The following is a 17,386-nucleotide window of genomic DNA, read 5'->3' as shown; positions in this document are numbered from 1 at the left end:
AACAACTATAACAAGGAATATGGAAGAGATTATTAAACCGGTAAGCAAAGAACTGCTGAAGGCAGAATTGACGGAAGACAAACGCTTACGAATGACGAATAAGAGTAATAATCAGATTTATATTATTACTCATCAGAATGCTCCTAATGTAATGAGAGAGATTGGTCGTTTGCGTGAAATAGCTTTCCGTGCTGCTGGTGGAGGTACAGGCCTGTCAATGGATATTGATGAATACGACACGATGGAACACCCCTACAAGCAGTTGATCGTATGGAATCCGGAAGCGGAAGAAATTCTGGGTGGTTACCGGTATCTGCTTGGTACGGACGTGCGTTTTGATGAAAAAGGCGCGCCAATTCTGGCTACTTCCCACATGTTTCATTTTTCTGATGCTTTTATTAGAGAATACCTGCCGCAGACAATTGAACTGGGGCGTTCGTTTGTTACGCTTGAATATCAGTCTACCCGTGCCGGAAGCAAAGGATTGTTCGCTTTGGATAATCTGTGGGACGGGTTGGGAGCGTTGACCGTGGTTATGCCGAATGTGAAGTATTTCTTTGGCAAGGTGACCATGTATCCTAGCTACCATCGTCGTGGCCGTGATATGATTCTTCATTTCCTCAAGAAACATTTTTATGATAAAGAGAAACTTGTTACTCCGATTGAGCCTCTGCAACTTGAGACTTCCGAAGAAGAGTTGAACGCATTGTTCTGCAAGAGTACTTTTAAAGAGGACTATAAGATATTGAATTGTGAAATCCGTAAATTGGGCTATAATATTCCTCCGTTGGTAAATGCGTATATGAGCTTAAGCCCTACGATGCGTATGTTCGGAACAGCTGTCAATTACGAGTTCGGTGATGTGGAAGAAACCGGTATCCTGATTGCTGTAGACGAAATTCTTGAAGATAAACGAATTCGACACATCCAGACGTTTATTGAAAGCCATCCGGATGCGTTGAGATTGTCTTCTTGTGAAGGGGAAGAGGTTTTTACTCCTAAAGTGGTTACACCGCAGGCAGACTGTTCCCGTTAATTTTACGATAAAGATCAAGAGCAAAGACATCGGTCATTCCCGATATATAGTCAAGTACCGCCTGTATTCTTTCATAGAGTACGGGCGAATTTATATTGTATTGGCTGGATACCCGGTCGATCAGGAGTTTGGAATAAGCCTTCTCGGGTGAGGTTACGGCGTCTATCATCAATTCGAGTAAGGTACTGATGATGCGGAATCCCGCTAGCTCGATATCCAGCACGTCCCGTGAACGGTAGATTTTATTGATAGATACTTCGACGCTGTGTTTGTAGGCTGCTGCCGGACGTTCGGCTATGCGCTTGATTAGTGATCCTTCGAACGTGCCGGACAGTATTTCTTGTTCATGATCTAAAAAGACACGGGTACACTCCCGGATCAATAAACCGATGACGGAAGAGCGCAGGTAGGCGATTTGCTCGTTGACATCATTGACAATCAGGAATGTTTTCCGGAGATGTTCCTGCCGCTCTTCGCTGAAATAGGTCATTAATAGTTCTTTGGTTTCTTCAGTGGTGAGAATCTTCAGTTTATATGCATCCTCAATATCCATCATTTGATAGCAAATATCGTCTGCCGCTTCCACTAAATAGACTAGTGGGTGGCGTGCATACTTCAAAGGATGCTCGTTGAGCAAGGTCAGTCCTAATTCAGTTGCTATTTTTTGGAAACTTTCTTCTTCGCTGATGAAGAATCCAAACTTCGATTTGGTTCCTGCAAGGCTTGATGAAAAGGGATATTTCACGATAGAAGCCAGAGTGGTATATGTCAGGACAAATCCGCCTTTGCGACGTCCTTCAAACTGATGTGTCAGTATTCGGAACGCATTTGCATTTCCTTCAAAATGTGTCAAATCTTCCCATTCCATCGGAGAAAGTTGCTCGCCGTTCGGCTGCTTTTCTTTCAGGCGAACTCCTTTTCCTTCAGAGAAAAAAGTAGAAATAGCCTTTTCACCTGAATGACCGAAGGGCGGATTCCCCAAATCGTGTGCCAGGCAAGCGGCCGAGACGATAGAACCAATCTCCGGCAGGAAAGAATCCTGAAGTTCCGGATGACGTTCCAGAAGTGCTTTGGCAACATCGTCCCCGAGTGAACGGCCAACGCTGGCGACTTCGAGACTGTGCGTAAGTCGGTTGTGTACAAAAACGCTGCCCGGTAGAGGGAATACTTGCGTTTTGTTCTGTAATCTGCGGAAAGGAGCCGAAAAAATAAGACGGTCATAGTCCCGTTGGAATTCGGATCGGTTTTCCTGTCGTTCCTCATGGAATTCTTCCATTCCGAAACGTTTCGCTGATATTAATTGGTTCCAATTCATCATTTTATCTATAATTTTAGTGTTTACCATTCGCAAATTGGCTACAGGTACATTATTTAACTGCAAACTTAACTATTTTTCAGTTCAAAATGTGTATTTTCGCCCGTTAAATAGTAAACATGCATTTATGAATATTCAAGTTATCAATAAATCGAAGCATCCGCTTCCGGCTTATGCCACTGAATTGTCCGCAGGAATGGATATCCGTGCTAATCTTTCTGAACCTATCACATTGGAACCGTTGCAACGTTGTCTGGTGCCGACAGGACTGTATATCGCCTTGCCGAAGGGATTTGAGGCACAGGTTCGTCCACGTAGCGGACTGGCGATCAAGAAAGGGATTACGGTGCTCAATTCTCCGGGTACGATTGATGCGGATTATCGTGGGGAAGTTTGTATCATTTTAGTCAATCTCTCCTCTGAAACGTTTGTGATTGAAGACGGTGAACGTATCGCGCAGATGGTGATAGCGAAGCACGAACAGCCTGCATGGCAGGAAGTAGAGGTGCTGGATGAAACAGAACGGGGAGCCGGTGGTTTCGGACATACCGGAGTATGATGAATGCTTAATGGAGAAAATAGAATGAAGATAAAAATAGGATGGCTGTTCGTGACGGTATTGATGCTCACTTCATGTGGGGGAATCCGGTCTGTGCGTACAGCAAAAACAACAGCGAAAGCAGATGGAGCTTCTTTGATGAAGGAAACATTGCTTTCTGCTGAACAACAGCGTAAATATGACTACTTCTTTTTAGAAGCCATGCGGATGAAAGGAAAGAATGAGTATGATGCGGCATTTGGATTGCTACAGCATTGTCTGGATATCAACCCCACTGCTTCTTCTGCGCTTTATGAAATATCGCAATATTATATGTTCCTTCGCCAGGTGCCGCAAGGTCAGGTTGCTTTGGAGCAGGCAGTGGCTTTTGCGCCTGATAACTATTGGTATAGTCAGGGATTGGTCAGTTTGTACCAGCAACAAAATGAATTGGATAAGGCTGCGGCTTTGCTTGAGAAGATGGTGACCCGTTTCCCGTCGAAACAGGACCCTTTGTTCAGCCTTCTTGATATTTACAGTCGCCAGGAGAAGTATAATGATGTCATTTCTACATTGAATCGTTTAGAGAAACGCTTGGGTAAGAATGAGCAGCTTTCTATGGAGAAATTCCGTATTTATCTTCAGATGAAAGATGATAAGAAGGCATTTCAGGAAATAGAAAGTCTGGTACAGGAATATCCGATGGATATGCGTTATCAGGTGATACTGGGAGATGTATATCTTCAGAACGGGAAAAAGCAGGAAGCTTATGATGCATACCAGAAGGTACTGGCTGTAGAGCCTGATAATCCGATGGCTCTCTTCTCGATGGCTTCTTACTATGAACAGACCGGGCAGAAAGAATTGTATCAACAGCAACTGGATACGTTGTTATTGAACAAAAAGGTGACTTCTGATACTAAAATCAGTGTCATGAGACAGGTGATTGTGGAAAATGAACAGTCGTCTGCCAAAGATAGCACTCAAGTGATTGCCTTGTTCGACCGGATGATGAAGCAGGATATGGATGATCCGCAGATTCCGATGCTTTATTCTCAATACCTGTTGTCGAAGAATATGGAACAAGAGGCTGTGCCGGTATTGGAGCAGGTGGTTGATCTGGATCCTACCAATAAAGCGGCCCGTTTGATGCTGGTTAGTGCGGCGGTGAAGAAGGAAGATTACAAGCAAATTATCAAGGTCTGTGAACCGGGTATTGAAGCCACTCCCGATGCGTTGGAACTTTATTATTATCTGGCTATTGCTTATCATCAGGCAGAACAGACGGATAGTGTATTGAGTGTTTGCAGCAGAGCATTGGAACATGTAACTGCCGATACCAGAAAAGAAGTCATTTCGGATTTCTATTCAATTATGGGAGACATTTATCATACCAAGAAACAGATGGCGGAGGCTTACGCTGCTTACGATTCGTCTTTGGTGTACAATCCTTCCAATATTGGCGCATTGAACAATTATGCTTATTATCTGTCTGTGGAACGTCGTGACTTGGACAAGGCGGAGGAGATGAGTTATAAAACGGTGAAAGCCGAACCTAATAATTCGACCTATCTCGATACTTATGCATGGATTCTTTTTGAAAAGGGAAACTATGCCGAAGCCCGTATCTATATTGACAATGCAATGAAGAACGACGGCGAGAAGAGCGATGTGATTGTGGAGCATTGCGGAGATATTTATTTTATGACCGGTGATGTGGAAGGTGCGTTGAAATATTGGAAGAAGGCACTGGAAATGGGTAGCGAGTCGAAAACGTTGAAACAGAAAATAGAGAAGAAGAAATATATTGCGGAATGAAAAGAATCATTTATCTACTGTTGTTGGTGGTAGTGGTGTTGGCCGGCTGTAAGAGTTCGAAGCACTTGGCAACTTCGGAAACTAAGACTTCAACAAAGGCTCCGACATCCAGTTACCTGGCTTCCAGGCTTCAGTTGACCATTCCCGGCAAGAAGGGAAGTATGTCTGTAGGGGGAACCATGAAGATGAAAACTCATGAGCGGGTACAAATCTCCTTATTGATGCCTATTCTGCGTACGGAAGTGGCACGTATAGAAGTTACTCCCGACGAAGTTTTATTGGTAGACAGGATGAATAAACGCTTTGTTCGTGCCACTAAAGCTGAATTGAAAAATGTATTGTCGAAGAATGTGGAGTTTTCCCGTTTGGAAAAGATATTGATGGATGCCTCTCTTCCTGGTGGAAAGACAGAGCTGACAGGAAAAGATATAGGAATTCCTTCATTAGAAAAGGCTAAAGTCCAACTTTATGAGTTTTCTACACAAGAGTTTTCGATGACTCCGACGGAACTGACGTCCAAATACAACCAGATTCCCTTGGAAGAATTAGTAAAAATGCTGGTAGCTTTATTATGATGAAACGTTTCTTTGTTATTCTAATCAGTTGCCTGTGGTTGGCAGTTCCTCTTTTCGCTCAATCGAACAAGTTGATTCGTGAGCTGGAAAGTAAACGCGGTGCGCTGCAAAAACAGATTGCCGAATCGGAATCTATATTGAAGGATACAAAGAAAGATGTGGGAAGCCAGTTGAATAGTCTGGCTGTGTTGACCGGACAGATTGAAGAGCGGAAACGCTATATCATGGCTATCAACAATGATGTGGAGGCTATCCAGCGTGAGTTGGCTTCATTGGAGCGCCAGTTGCACGGGTTGGAGAAGGATTTGAAAGATAAAAAGAAGAAATATGAAGCTTCTGTCCAGTACTTGTATAAGAATAAGTCGATAGAGGAGAAGCTCATGTTTATTTTTTCGGCAAAGAATCTGGGGCAGACTTATCGGCGTATGCGATATGTCCGTGAATATGCCACTTATCAACGTCTGCAAGGGGAAGAAATCCTAAAGAAACAGGAACAGATACGCAAGAAGAAAGCGGAACGTCAGCAAGTGAAAGCCGCCAAAGAGAACCTGCTGCAAGAACGTGAGAGCGAAAAGGTGAAGTTGGAAGAGCAGGAAAAAGAGAAGCGTACGTTGGTGACTAATCTGCAAAAGAAGCAGAAAGGATTGCAGAATGAGATAAATAAAAAACGCAGGGAAGCCAATCAGCTGAATGCCCGCATCGATAAATTAATTGCGGAAGAAATAGAGCGTGCCCGTAAGCGTGCGCAGGAAGAGGCTCGTCGTGAAGCGGCTGCCCGTAAGAAAGAAGAAAGCAAGGAGGGAAAATCTGTTGCAACGGAAACGACCGCTAAATCGAAACCTCTTGAGGCTTATACCATGAGTAAGGCGGATCGGGAATTGTCGGGTAACTTTGCCGCGAATCGCGGGAAATTGCCAATGCCTATATCCGGCGCTTATATTATCACCAGCCGTTACGGACAATATGCCGTAGAGGGTTTGCGCAACGTGAAATTGGATAACAAGGGTATTGATATTCAGGGAAAACCGGGTGCACAGGCGCGTGCTATTTTTGATGGGAAGGTGGCGGCTGTGTTCCAATTGAACGGATTATTTAATGTCCTCATTCGTCATGGCAATTATATTTCTGTTTATTGCAATCTTTCTTCTGCATCCGTCAAAGCCGGTGATACGGTGAAGACGAAGCAATCCATCGGTCAGGTCTTTTCTGACGGTACGGATAATGGACGGACGGTATTGCACTTCCAGTTGCGTAGGGAGAAAGAAAAGTTGAATCCTGAACCTTGGCTGAACCGATAATTGAATAAAAAACACGTAGAATGAAGTTAACTAAAATACTAATATGCTTGCTGGTCTTCTGGACCGGAACACTATCCGCGTCTCCTTATTTTTCGTTCAAGAAATATCAGGTAGAAGATGGATTGTCTCATAATACCGTGTGGTGCGCCCTTCAAGATAGTTATGGCTTTATCTGGTTGGGTACCAGTGACGGACTGAATCGTTATGACGGGCGGGGCAATAAAGTGTATCGGAATGTTCTCAACGAAAAGTTCTCATTAGAAAACAATTTTGTAGAAGCCTTGATAGAGGTGGACAAGAATCTCTGGGTTGGAACAAACTCCGGACTTTATATTTATGACCGGGATACCGATCGTTTCTCTTACTTTGATAAAACGACACAGTATAATGTGTATATCAGCAGTGAGATTAAAAAGATTATCAAGACGGAAAATGGTCTTATCTGGATTGCGACTTTGGGACAGGGATTTTTTATTTATGATCCGAAAACAGAGGTGTTGACTCAAAATAGTGTTCAGACATCTTTTGTATGGGACCTCTGTCAGAGTGCTGATCGGAAGAGGGTCTATATATCTTCCTTACAGGAAGGACTTTTGTGCTTTGACGAAAACGGCAAGTTTCTCCGGACGTATGAAATCTCATTAGATATAAATGCTTCCGATAGTTATAAAGTGAACTGTATTCAGAATATCGATGGAGATATTTGGATTGGTGCGGGAAGTAATCTATTGAGCCGTTTGGATGAACGAACCGAAGCTATAGACAATTACAGTGGTTCGGCGTTTAATTTCGGAGCTGTTCATTGTTTGTTGAAGTATACGGATAAAGAGCTGTTGGTAGGAACGGATAACGGGCTTTATCTGTTCGATCAAAATACAAACACATTTCAGCGGGCGGATAATCCCGCCGATCCGAGAAGTTTGAGCGACCAGACTATCAATGGAATGATGTGGGATGCCGAAGGGGCTCTTTGGGTGTTGACCAATTTGGGTGGGATTAACTATATGTCCAAGCAGACTAAACGTTTTGATTATTATTCGCCTGCCTATCTGTCCGGAGTGCCGGGAGCGGGGGAGGTCGTTGCTCCTTTCTGTGAGGATAAGGATGGGAATATCTGGATTGGAACTCAAAGCGGTTTGTATTTTTTCAATGCTGCTACTCGGGAGCTTTCTCCTTATGCAATAGGAGGAACTAAAAATCAAAAGTATGACATTCGTTCTCTAATGCTGGATGGCGACTATTTGTGGATCGGTACTTATGCCGGAGGAATACGGGTTATCAATTTACGCACAGGGGCAGTGAAAGCCTATACTCATTCTCGTGGAATCCCCAATACGATTTGTAGCAACGATGTGTTGTGTATTTATAAAGGACGAAAAGGAGAAATTTATGTAGGAACGAGTTGGGGATTGTGTCGTTATGACGCTGCTCGAGATAACTTTATGACCATCACAAGTGTCGGTTCAATGGTTTCTGTTGTCGATATCTATGAGGATATGTACAATCATCTCTGGATTGCGACTTCCAATAGTGGTGTGTTTTCTTACAATACAATGAATGCTCATTGGAAACATTATCAGCATGAACGGGAAGATTCGACTACGATCACCAGTAATTCGGTCATTACTTTATTTGAAGATACGAAAGGAACCATGTGGTTTGGAACGAATGGGGGAGGACTGTGTTCTTTTGATGCTAAAGAGAAAAGATTCATTGAGTTTGACCCGCATAATACTTTATTACCTAACAAGGTTATTTATGCGATTGAGCAAGATCAGGGAGGTGATTTCTGGGTATCCAGCAATGCCGGAATTTTTAAGATTAATCCTGTTACCAAAGATCATTTCCGCCAGTTCACGATTAATGACGGCTTGCAAGGGAATCAATTTATAGCCCGGTCTTCATTGAAATCATCCGAAGGAAAATTGTATTTTGGTGGGATCAATGGCTTTAATGTATTCCAGCCGGAACAGTTTGTAGATAACAAATATATTCCTCCGGTTTATGTGACCGATATTCGGTTACCTTATCAAACCGATGAGCAGGAGGTGAAGAAACTGCTTCAGTTGGATAAACCGCTTTATATGGCTGATAAGGTGACTTTATCTTATGAAAACAATAGCTTCTCTATTCGTTTTGTCGCTCTTAGTTTTGAAGACCCGGGGAAGAACCGGTATTCTTACATACTTCGGGGAGTGGACAAGGAGTGGATTCTGAATACCGATAACAATATGGCTTCTTACACCAATTTGCCTCCCGGTGAGTATTTGTTCGAAGTCAGAGGCTCTAATAATGATCGTCAGTGGAACGAGAATACTACCACTTTAAAGGTGGTGATTACTCCTCCCTGGTGGCGTAGTACCTTTGCTTACTTCGTTTATGTGCTCATGCTGTTGGGATGGATCGGCTGGATGGCTTGGCGATGGAACCTCCGTGTTAAACGCAAATATAAACGGCGGATGGAAAAATACCAGACTGCCAAGGAACAGGAAGTTTATAAGTCGAAGATTAGCTTTTTCATCAATCTGGTACATGAGATACGTACTCCGCTTAGTTTGATACGGCTTCCTTTGGAGAAATTATTAGAGAAAGAGCATGAAGGAAAAGATCTCAAGTATTTGTCTGTGATAGATAAGAATGTAAATTATCTGTTGGGGATTACTAATGAATTGCTTGATTTTCAGAAAATGGAGAGTGGTACGCTACATCTGAATCTGAAAAAGAGTGATATTAAAGAACTTGTCAGTGACGTTTATAATCAGTTTACAAGCCCTGCTGAATTAAAAGGTATTGATTTGCAACTGATCGTGCCCGAACAAGAGCTGGTGTCTACGGTGGATAAGGACAAATTAAGTAAGATTCTTGTCAATCTGATGGGAAATGCCATCAAATACGCGCATGCGCGTATTGACTTGAAGCTGCTTGTCACTGATGGGGGATATGAGATACAAGTGAACGATGATGGTCCCGGAATACCAAATGAACAGAAACAAAAGATATTTGAGGCTTTCTATCAACTGCCTGACGATAAGGTGGCCACAGCAGTAGGCACTGGCATCGGATTGGCTTTTGCGAAATCTTTGGCAGAAGCTCATCAGGGAGATTTGCGTCTGGAAGATAATGTTGGAGGTGGTTCTTCGTTTATACTGTCTCTTCCGTTCAAAGAGTGGGAGACGGAAAAAATGGGCGATATTGTAGAAATATCCCCGGAGCATGCAGATGCTTCTGAAACGATCTCTTCGGAGTATGCTGGAAAGAAGTTCACAGTTCTGTTGGTTGAGGATAATGTTGATTTGCTGAATCTGACTCGTGAGTCATTGGCGGCATGGTTCCGTGTGTTGAGGGCTTCCAACGGTCGTGAAGCACTTGAAGTGCTTGCGAAGGAAAATGTGGATGTGATAGTGAGTGACGTAATGATGCCGGAGATGGATGGGCTGGAACTTTGCAGCAAGGTGAAGTCTGAAATCTCTTATTCACATATTCCGGTTATTTTGTTGACGGCGAAAACCACTTTGGAGTCTAAAGTCGAAGGACTTGAATGTGGAGCGGATGTATATGTTGAGAAACCATTCTCTGTTAAACAGCTCCATATGCAGATCGAGAATCTGTTGAAGTTGAGGCAGTCTTTCCATAAATTGATGGTGAGCTTGGCAGGAGATACGGTTGCTGTTTCGACAACGGATTTTGCGATGTCTCAAAAGGATTGTGAGTTTATAGCTAAGATACAGGGAGTAATAGCCGAACAGTTGGCGGATGAGAACTTCTCGATAGATACTTTGGCGGAACAAATGAATATGAGCCGTTCTAATTTCTATCGGAAGATAAAGGCTTTGTCCGGAATGTCTCCTAATGATTATTTGAAGACACTTCGTATGAATAGAGCTGCTGAACTGATTGTGAGCGGTACCCGGATTTCTGAAGTGGCAGCGCAGGTAGGATTTACTTCTTCTTCTTATTTTGCGAAATGTTTTAAAGCGCAATATGGTGTACTGCCTAAGGAATATACAGGTCAGCCTCCGATTTCAGGTGAGGCCTGATAAAGAATGGATAAAAGCATATAAAAAAACTCCTGTCGTGCAATATCATTGGATATTTTCCGATAGGAGTCAAATATAAAATAATTAATCGAGTGCTCTTTCTAATTAATTGAGTAGGCTTTATTTCTTTTTTTGTCCCGGGTAAGGTTCTACCATGCAACGTTTAGCCCATGCTTCGTAAGCCTTTGTCATTTCAGCTACTTTTTCAGGGTATTGTGCTGCCAGATTATGCATTTCGCTCCGGTCCTCATTCAGGTTGTATAATTCCCATTTAGCGTTTTCTCCCGGACGAACCAGTTTCCAACCGTCATTAGAGAGGAATGCACGTTCATTGTAATGTTCGAATCCAAGGTAGTCATGTCCTTCACGATGTCCGGTCTTGAAGATAGGAACCAGACTCTTGCCTTCCAATGGAATGATGTCATTTCCTTTGTATTTGGTAGGATAAGTGGCGCCTGCCATATCGATACAGGTAGCCATGATGTCCATCACATGTCCGATTTCAGGAGTCGTTTTGCCGACATTCTTCTTGATACCTTTCGGCCAGTGAGCAATCATCGGAGTACAGATACCTCCTTCATAAGATTTGGCTTTCCAAAAACGGAACGGTGTGTTGGCTACGTTTGCCCAGCGTGCTCCCAGTGAAGCATAAGTTGTTTCCGGTCCAGGCAGCACTTCTTTGTTATGAGGATAAACCATTTTCTCCCCTTTACGTGTCATATCAGGACGGTCATTTTCTCCTGGAGAGTAGTTCTGACAATCTTCATTGCTGCATCCATTGTCGGAAAGGAATAAAATCAGTGTATTTTCAAGTTGTCCTGTCTTTTCCAAAGCATCGATTACTTGTCCTATTCCCTGGTCCATACGGTCGATCATGGCAGCATGAACAGCCATGGCACGAGCATCCCATTCAGCATGTGGGTTATCTTCCCATTTATCTTTGAACTGTCTATCAGACAGGAAATTATCCATGTTAGGGAATATACCAAGCTGTTTCTGACGTTCGTAACGTGCATTACGAATGGCTTCCCAACCTACTTTATAGGTATCCTTGTATTTTTCAATATCTTCCGGCAGTGCATGCAACGGCCAGTGTGGTGCTGTGTAAGCCAGGTACATAAAGAATGGTTTATCGTCTTTGGCATACTCTTTCACTTCTTTCACTGCACGGTCTGAAAGCGCCTGTGTGATGTAATATCCGTCGGGTACTTCTTTCACGGGTACTTCACCTTCTACCAGACTGAATGGGTCAAAATAGTCTACTACTCCGTAGATAGTACCATAGTGGGTATCAAATCCGCGATTCACCGGATAATGACAAAGATCAGAATAGGTTTCGTGGTATACGTGATGTGCGAGCCATTCGCGTTGGTCTTTGCGTAGTGGAGTTTCTGCGATGTGCCATTTACCTACCATGCTGGTAGCATATCCTGATTCTTTCAATACCTCTGCGATGGTAACGGCATTGCGTGAGAGTGTTCCCCGGTAACCCGGCAGGTGGTCATCGAAGGTCATACGTCCGATTCCTGCCTGATGTTGATAAAGTCCTGTCAACAGGGAAGCACGCGTCGGACAACTCCGGCCGGTGTTATAGAAATGATTGAAACGTACTCCTTGTTTTGCCAGTTTGTCCAGATTAGGTGTGTGGATTTCACTACCGTAGCATCCCAGGTCGGAATAGCCTAGGTCATCTGCAAGAATTACCAGGATATTGGGTCTTTGATCGGACTTTTTTCCTTTGGCCTCTGCTGCAGAATGTCCAGCAACCATCAAGGCGGTTGGTAATAGTAAAAATTTAGAATTCATAAGTTTAATGTTGGTTTATAATTTGTTTTTCACTGTATTACTCTTTTCCTTTGTCTTTGTTTTCCTCATACCATTTACATACTTTCTTGCTCAACTTGGCAACCAAATCAGGATGCTCATTTGCGATATTATTCTTTTCGAACTTATCCTTTTCCATATCATATAATTGCGCATCGCTTCCGTCACCGTTCACTAATAATTTCCATTTTCCACTGCGTATAGCTAAATGGGGGCTTCTGTCATAAGGGTTCCCTGGAAAGCCAAAATGTTTGTTTCGTCCGAAGTCCCACATTAAATCGGTTTTGCGTTTGGCTTCCGATTTACCGAGAAGAACTTTTGAATAGTTCTGTCCATCGCCTTTGTAACCTTTTTCTGTTTTGATTCCGGCTATAGAACACAAAGTCGGATATAAATCTACTGCGCATAATACAGACTCGTTATTTACCTGTCCGGCTTTAATTTTCTTTGGATATCTAACGATGAACGGCATACGGATCCCACCTTCATAAAGACTATTTTTAGTTCCTCTCAAATAAGCGGAACGTACAGATTTAAAGCTGGGTGCAGGACCATTGTCGCTAGTGAAAATAATGATTGTATTTTCTCCCACTCCCAACTCATCCAGGGTTTTGATGAAACGTCCGAGTTGTTTGTCCATCTCCGCTAGTACAGGAGCAAATGCTTCTTGTGTTTCCCAGCTTTTTCTTTCCTTTTGTTTGAATTCCGGTACCCAAGGGGTATGCATATCATCCGGCCATAGATTCAGGAAAAAAGGTTCGCCTTTATGCTTTTTTACAAACTCAATACTTTTATCTACAAAGTATTCGGTACGTCTCCAGCGTTTCACGCTGTCTTTATCCGACCAGATCCATTTGGTAGCAGTGATTGCTGGTTCCGGATCCGGACTTTCGTAGGTTGATATATATTCGTCAAAACCGTAATTTTTAATAGAAGGAGCGTTATGTACGTCACGTCCGCCTCCCATGTGCCATTTTCCGATGTGTCCTGTTGAGTAACCTGCATTTTGGAAAGCACGCGCCATTGAAGGCAACTTATCATCCAGGAAATTACGTTGTTCGCATCTCTTATTAGCAGCTTTGTCGTTCAGGAAAGTGTTGATTCCCACTTCAAGAGGAAAGAGACCTGTGGTTAATCCACAGCGGGATGGAGAGCTAACCGGCGCAGAAGAGTAATATTGGTTGAATAATAGTCCGTCCTGTGCTAACTTGTCAATATTAGGAGTAGGAACGAATTTACCTCCATAACAACCTATGTCACCGATACCCATATCATCGATATAGATAATTACTACATTAGGTTTGGTTTCTGCTTGTGTGTTAGCAATGGGGAGTAGGGCTCCCAGCCAGGGTAAATGTTTTTTCAGATTCATAATTATTGTGATTTAATTAACTTCAGTTTTTCATGATGACTTTTCGCAAAAGTAGGGAAGATATCAGAGAAGGAAGGAAAAATACTAATCAATAAAGGAAAAAAAATGGTAGAATGATAGATTTCTTCTTTCTTCTAATTGAGAAAACAGGAATAGAGAAGCTCGTAGAAACCAAGAACTTCTCTATTCTTCTAATTATTCTATGATACGATCATTGGAGAAAGTATCTTGAATGGGAGCTTTACTTCGCCACGGTTTTAGTCAGTAATTGTACCCATGAGTATTTAGTGTTTTCTACCCAATTATCCGGTGAGACTTCGATAGTACCAGTTTTTGCTGTTATTTTTTGTATGCAAATCAATCCTTTCTTTCCATTGGCTGTTTTGAACAGGTAAACTTTATTTGCCTGAATAGCTAAGACTTCGGAGGTTGGATCTGCCAGATTTTCTATCGGAGTTGCATCTACTTGGGAGATTGCATTAAATTCTGATTGTGATAAAGAGGTTTCAGCAAATAATGTGTGTTGTAAACCATTAATTGTCATCAAGCCATAATCACTTCTTTTAGCAGGTGAAACAAGAACTGGTACATTTTCGCTTCCTGAAGGCAAGATAATATCTCCGAGTGAGAAATCGACTTCGTTTGTATATTTCATGGCATCAGCGGCCATATAGGTGCGTTCAAGAAGCCATTTTATTGGTATATTTATAGACAAGATCAGAGATTTTTCTTTTCATTTCTTATATACCTTTTTACTTATATTGTTATCATTTTGAGACATGAGAAACCAATATAGTTCCCCATGTCTCAAGTTTTTAGATTACTTCCATGATTCTACTCGTAAATCATTCACAGGATCGCGACGTAACACTAATTGTTCTTTCACTTTATAGCGTTTGCCTGCCAATTCATAGGTGTAATTCAGGTTGACTTCCGGACAAGGTTTGTCTCCACTGTTGAAGGTGTAAGTCGGACTTTGGGCAATGTAGCTGCCATTTCCTTCAATGATTGTAACTCCTCCTTCTATACCTTCTATTTGAACATTGTAGTCTGAACCAGATTCGCCGTTGTTGTCGATTGTCAACTGGAAACGATTGATGTTGCTTTTTGCTAAGTTTGCTACTCCGGGTCTTAACAATTTATTTTTTGCGAGAGTACTTAGTTCCAATGTATTATTATTTATCAAGTCTTTTTCTTTATACACCACAGTGGTACCTTCTATTATATTCCCATTATCATCTACTTCGCTTACTTCACCTTGAAGGTAGTAAACTCCGGAAAAGGAACTGACATACTTTATTGCTACAATAGAATAATCCGCTCCCTCGCGAATAGTGTTCATGGAACTTTCTGTGACTTTGAAAGGGAGGGCATAATGCGTAGTCAGACTTAGTGGATCTCTATAAAAAGCATCTGTAAACTTGATTTCAACATCTGCTACAGGTAAATTAGATTTCCGTACTTTAAATATCTCCGGATCTTCCAATATGTAATATTCTTCGGGGAGAAGTGTAAGAGGAGTACCCTCTAATAAAGAAGCATCCAAGGTGAATTTAGCCCAATCATTCATGTCAACTTCTCGTTTACCTCCTAATGATACTCCTACATATATAGGCATATCACGGTCTGATATTACTGTACGCAATGGGTTTTGTAAAGCAAAACCAACATTTGTTGTTTCATAATCATGCGTATAATCTTCATAGCAAGACGTTAAACAAGTCGTCAAAGCGAGCAATATTATTTTTGCAATTTTCATAATCGTATTTAATATTAGTTATTATTCCACCCCATATTATTTTTGAGGTTTGGGTTCTTTAATAATTCGTCGTTAGGTAACGGCAAATAGTAATAGCGAAGTGCATCCAACGGACGTTGTTCTATTTCTTTTATTTCATAAGAAAGACCGTTATCTGTTCTTGTCACTTGTATTCCTTCAATAGTGGTATCTAGGCGAAGTAAACAGCGGCGTAAATCCCAAAAACGCTGATCTTCGAAAGCAAATTCTATACGACGTTCATTTTGGATTAATTTCCGGAATGCGTCTTTACCTTCAGAAGCTATTTCTGACAAATAGGTAGCATCTGTGATACCACCTGATTTTTCACGTATGATTTTTAAGACATCAAAAGCACTATATTTACAGTCGTCACCTTTACCTTCAGGTCCCCATGCTTCATTAGCGGCTTCTGCATAATTCAGCCAAACTTCTGTTTTACGTAATAATGGGTTAAAGTGCCGAGAATTCAATGTTTGAATCGGATCCAGCATATTTTTTTGTGTAGTAGACAAGAACTTAGATAAATAATATCCCGAACGACTGGCATAAATGTGAAAGCTCTCTGAATCTTTTCCACCTTCGGATACATCAATGTTTGAGTTATAAGCTCCAAATTTTTTTCCTTGATAATATAGATTCATATTGAATCGGTTATCTCTAGCTATTAGATACGGATCTTGCTCGTCATATAATGAACGTGAATCTGTTATTGGATAACCATTTTTGGCAGGAAAGGCGGCAGCTAAATTATGGGAAGGAATTGTTTGTGCATTTCCCAAATAAAAAGGAGGATAGTGTCGGCTTTCCATACCATGTACAAGTCCCATGTAGGTGCGGAAAATAAAATCGGCCGGGGTATCACTGCCAGCGTCAGCCAAATCTTTAGCAGCCATCGCTGTAAAGGTATAGTTTATCCCTGCGTCTTTGAGCACTTCATTGGCAAAAAGAGCAGCACGTTCCCAACCAGCTTGATAAGTAGCTTCATTCAATACAGTAAAATTACCCATGCCATTTATTTGAATTACATCCTTGTCTTGATAAGCTGGACTTGCTGCATAGAGCAAAGTTCTTGCTTTAAGAGCATTTGCCGCTAATCCGCAAGCTCTACCAATTTTAGATTTTCCGACAACTACATCATCTCCTGTGTAAGTTACAGGCAAACGTCTGGCAGCTTCTTCACAGTCGGAAACAATCTGGCTGACGCAATCTTTATACGAGTTACGTTTAAACAGGCTCGGCTTCGCAGATTCCTTATCACCAATGAAATGGTTGGTGATCGTATATCCCAATGCTTCTCCTTCGTCTGTTCGTCCTCCATAAGTTTGTAACAATTTGAAGCTGCACCATGCTCTTAAAAAATAGGCTTCGCCAAGTAAACGAGTCTTTATTGCCTGATCAGTTTCTTTACTTACACGATTGTATATTACATCATCTGTAACTCCTTTTTCCATGAATAGATTGATGCTTTGTATCTTATCATACATATTGTCCCAATTTCCAAGTGGATTTGTTGATCGGCTGAATGCTCCCATGCTAGCCCGGTATACACTCGAACCATAATTTCGGGTTAGTGCATTGTCTGTTGCAGCATCTAAGAAATTATCATCATAATGATCCGGAACAACCATTAAATCTGCATATACTTGCGTCAAAACGGCTTGTGCCATATCGGGATTAGTCCATACGGTCTCACTGGACCATTCATTTGTCAATTTAGGGTCAAGCAGATCTTCACAAGAAACAATACTTCCCCAAACACAGGCTAACAGTATTAATTTGCTTATTTTCATATT

The 17,386-nt window shown here is 41.9% G+C and carries 12 protein-coding genes; 6 read left to right on the top strand and 6 right to left on the bottom strand.

All coding sequences use genetic code 11. The features are described from left to right. Nucleotides 1-19 precede the first annotated feature (19 nt). Nucleotides 20-1,036, top strand: coding sequence for a GNAT family N-acetyltransferase (locus tag KSX81_RS10120; RefSeq protein WP_004298199.1), 1,017 nt, complete (start codon nt 20-22; stop codon nt 1,034-1,036). Here KSX81_RS10120 and KSX81_RS10115 read toward each other — a convergent pair. Further along, nucleotides 1,008-2,354, bottom strand: coding sequence for a deoxyguanosinetriphosphate triphosphohydrolase (locus KSX81_RS10115; RefSeq protein ID WP_004322452.1), 1,347 nt, complete (start codon nt 2,352-2,354; stop codon nt 1,008-1,010). The two genes, KSX81_RS10120 and KSX81_RS10115, sit on opposite strands and share 29 nt — an antisense overlap. Nucleotides 2,355-2,478: 124 nt before the next feature. On the opposite strand from KSX81_RS10115, the gene dut reads away from it, so the two are divergent. From dut to KSX81_RS10090, 5 genes are read left to right on the top strand one after another with little or no spacing between them, the layout of a single operon-like run. Further along, nucleotides 2,479-2,910 carry a dUTP diphosphatase gene (gene dut, locus KSX81_RS10110; protein WP_004307331.1) on the top strand — a complete coding sequence of 144 codons (432 nt, stop codon included), beginning with the start codon at nt 2,479-2,481 and terminating at the stop codon, nt 2,908-2,910. A 24-nt stretch (nt 2,911-2,934) separates the two neighbouring features. After that, the gene (locus KSX81_RS10105; protein ID WP_004322451.1) at nt 2,935-4,707 is read left to right on the top strand and encodes a tetratricopeptide repeat protein; all 1,773 of its coding nucleotides are present in this window, start codon (nt 2,935-2,937) and stop codon (nt 4,705-4,707) included. Next, the gene (locus tag KSX81_RS10100) at nt 4,704-5,282 is read left to right on the top strand and encodes a DUF4292 domain-containing protein (RefSeq protein WP_004322450.1); all 579 of its coding nucleotides are present in this window, start codon (nt 4,704-4,706) and stop codon (nt 5,280-5,282) included. The genes KSX81_RS10105 and KSX81_RS10100 overlap by 4 nt, the downstream gene beginning before the upstream one ends. Then, complete coding sequence (locus tag KSX81_RS10095; protein WP_004322449.1) at nt 5,279-6,580, top strand: murein hydrolase activator EnvC family protein; 1,302 nt, start codon at nt 5,279-5,281, stop codon at nt 6,578-6,580. Before KSX81_RS10100 ends, KSX81_RS10095 begins: the two co-directional genes overlap by 4 nt. A 20-nt stretch (nt 6,581-6,600) precedes the next feature. Next, nucleotides 6,601-10,617, top strand: coding sequence for a two-component regulator propeller domain-containing protein (locus tag KSX81_RS10090; RefSeq protein WP_004322448.1), 4,017 nt, complete (start codon nt 6,601-6,603; stop codon nt 10,615-10,617). 120 nt (nt 10,618-10,737) lie between these two features. On the opposite strand, the gene KSX81_RS10085 is transcribed toward KSX81_RS10090, so the two are convergent. The 5 genes from KSX81_RS10085 to KSX81_RS10065 form a co-directional block, all read right to left on the bottom strand. Continuing rightward, the gene (locus tag KSX81_RS10085) at nt 10,738-12,423 is read right to left on the bottom strand and encodes an arylsulfatase (protein WP_217725628.1); all 1,686 of its coding nucleotides are present in this window, start codon (nt 12,421-12,423) and stop codon (nt 10,738-10,740) included. Nucleotides 12,424-12,460: 37 nt separating this feature from the next. Next, entirely contained in the window at nt 12,461-13,813 is a 1,353-nt protein-coding gene (locus KSX81_RS10080; protein ID WP_004322446.1) for a sulfatase-like hydrolase/transferase, read from the bottom strand. Nucleotides 13,814-14,054: 241 nt separating this feature from the next. Beyond that, complete coding sequence (locus KSX81_RS10075; RefSeq protein WP_044919143.1) at nt 14,055-14,483, bottom strand: hypothetical protein; 429 nt, start codon at nt 14,481-14,483, stop codon at nt 14,055-14,057. Nucleotides 14,484-14,633: 150 nt separating this feature from the next. Further along, entirely contained in the window at nt 14,634-15,572 is a 939-nt protein-coding gene (locus KSX81_RS10070; RefSeq protein WP_004322444.1) for a DUF1735 domain-containing protein, read from the bottom strand. Nucleotides 15,573-15,586: 14 nt separating this feature from the next. Continuing rightward, nucleotides 15,587-17,383: a RagB/SusD family nutrient uptake outer membrane protein gene (locus KSX81_RS10065; RefSeq protein ID WP_004322443.1), complete on the bottom strand. Its 1,797-nt coding sequence runs from the start codon at nt 17,381-17,383 to the stop codon at nt 15,587-15,589. Nucleotides 17,384-17,386 lie beyond the last annotated feature (3 nt).

This window comes from Bacteroides sp. MSK.18.37, from assembly GCF_019129155.2.
Taxonomy (GTDB): Bacteria; Bacteroidota; Bacteroidia; order Bacteroidales; family Bacteroidaceae; genus Bacteroides; species Bacteroides ovatus.
Note: the sequence above shows the minus strand (reverse complement) of the source record. Positions and strands in the feature narration are given on the sequence as shown.

Bases quoted from the DNA above. Each gene is read 5' to 3' on its own strand.
- KSX81_RS10075 (WP_044919143.1), bottom strand. From the start codon at position 14,483: ATGGCCGCTGATGCCATGAAATATACAAACGAAGTCGATTTCTCACTC.
- KSX81_RS10100 (WP_004322450.1), top strand. From the start codon at position 4,704: ATGAAAAGAATCATTTATCTACTGTTGTTGGTGGTAGTGGTGTTGGCC.
- KSX81_RS10115 (WP_004322452.1), bottom strand. From the start codon at position 2,354: ATGATGAATTGGAACCAATTAATATCAGCGAAACGTTTCGGAATGGAA.
- KSX81_RS10105 (WP_004322451.1), top strand. From the start codon at position 2,935: ATGAAGATAAAAATAGGATGGCTGTTCGTGACGGTATTGATGCTCACT.
- KSX81_RS10070 (WP_004322444.1), bottom strand. From the start codon at position 15,572: ATGAAAATTGCAAAAATAATATTGCTCGCTTTGACGACTTGTTTAACG.
- KSX81_RS10065 (WP_004322443.1), bottom strand. From the start codon at position 17,383: ATGAAAATAAGCAAATTAATACTGTTAGCCTGTGTTTGGGGAAGTATT.
- KSX81_RS10120 (WP_004298199.1), top strand. From the start codon at position 20: ATGGAAGAGATTATTAAACCGGTAAGCAAAGAACTGCTGAAGGCAGAA.
- dut (WP_004307331.1), top strand. From the start codon at position 2,479: ATGAATATTCAAGTTATCAATAAATCGAAGCATCCGCTTCCGGCTTAT.
- KSX81_RS10090 (WP_004322448.1), top strand. From the start codon at position 6,601: ATGAAGTTAACTAAAATACTAATATGCTTGCTGGTCTTCTGGACCGGA.
- KSX81_RS10085 (WP_217725628.1), bottom strand. From the start codon at position 12,423: ATGAATTCTAAATTTTTACTATTACCAACCGCCTTGATGGTTGCTGGA.
- KSX81_RS10095 (WP_004322449.1), top strand. From the start codon at position 5,279: ATGATGAAACGTTTCTTTGTTATTCTAATCAGTTGCCTGTGGTTGGCA.
- KSX81_RS10080 (WP_004322446.1), bottom strand. From the start codon at position 13,813: ATGAATCTGAAAAAACATTTACCCTGGCTGGGAGCCCTACTCCCCATT.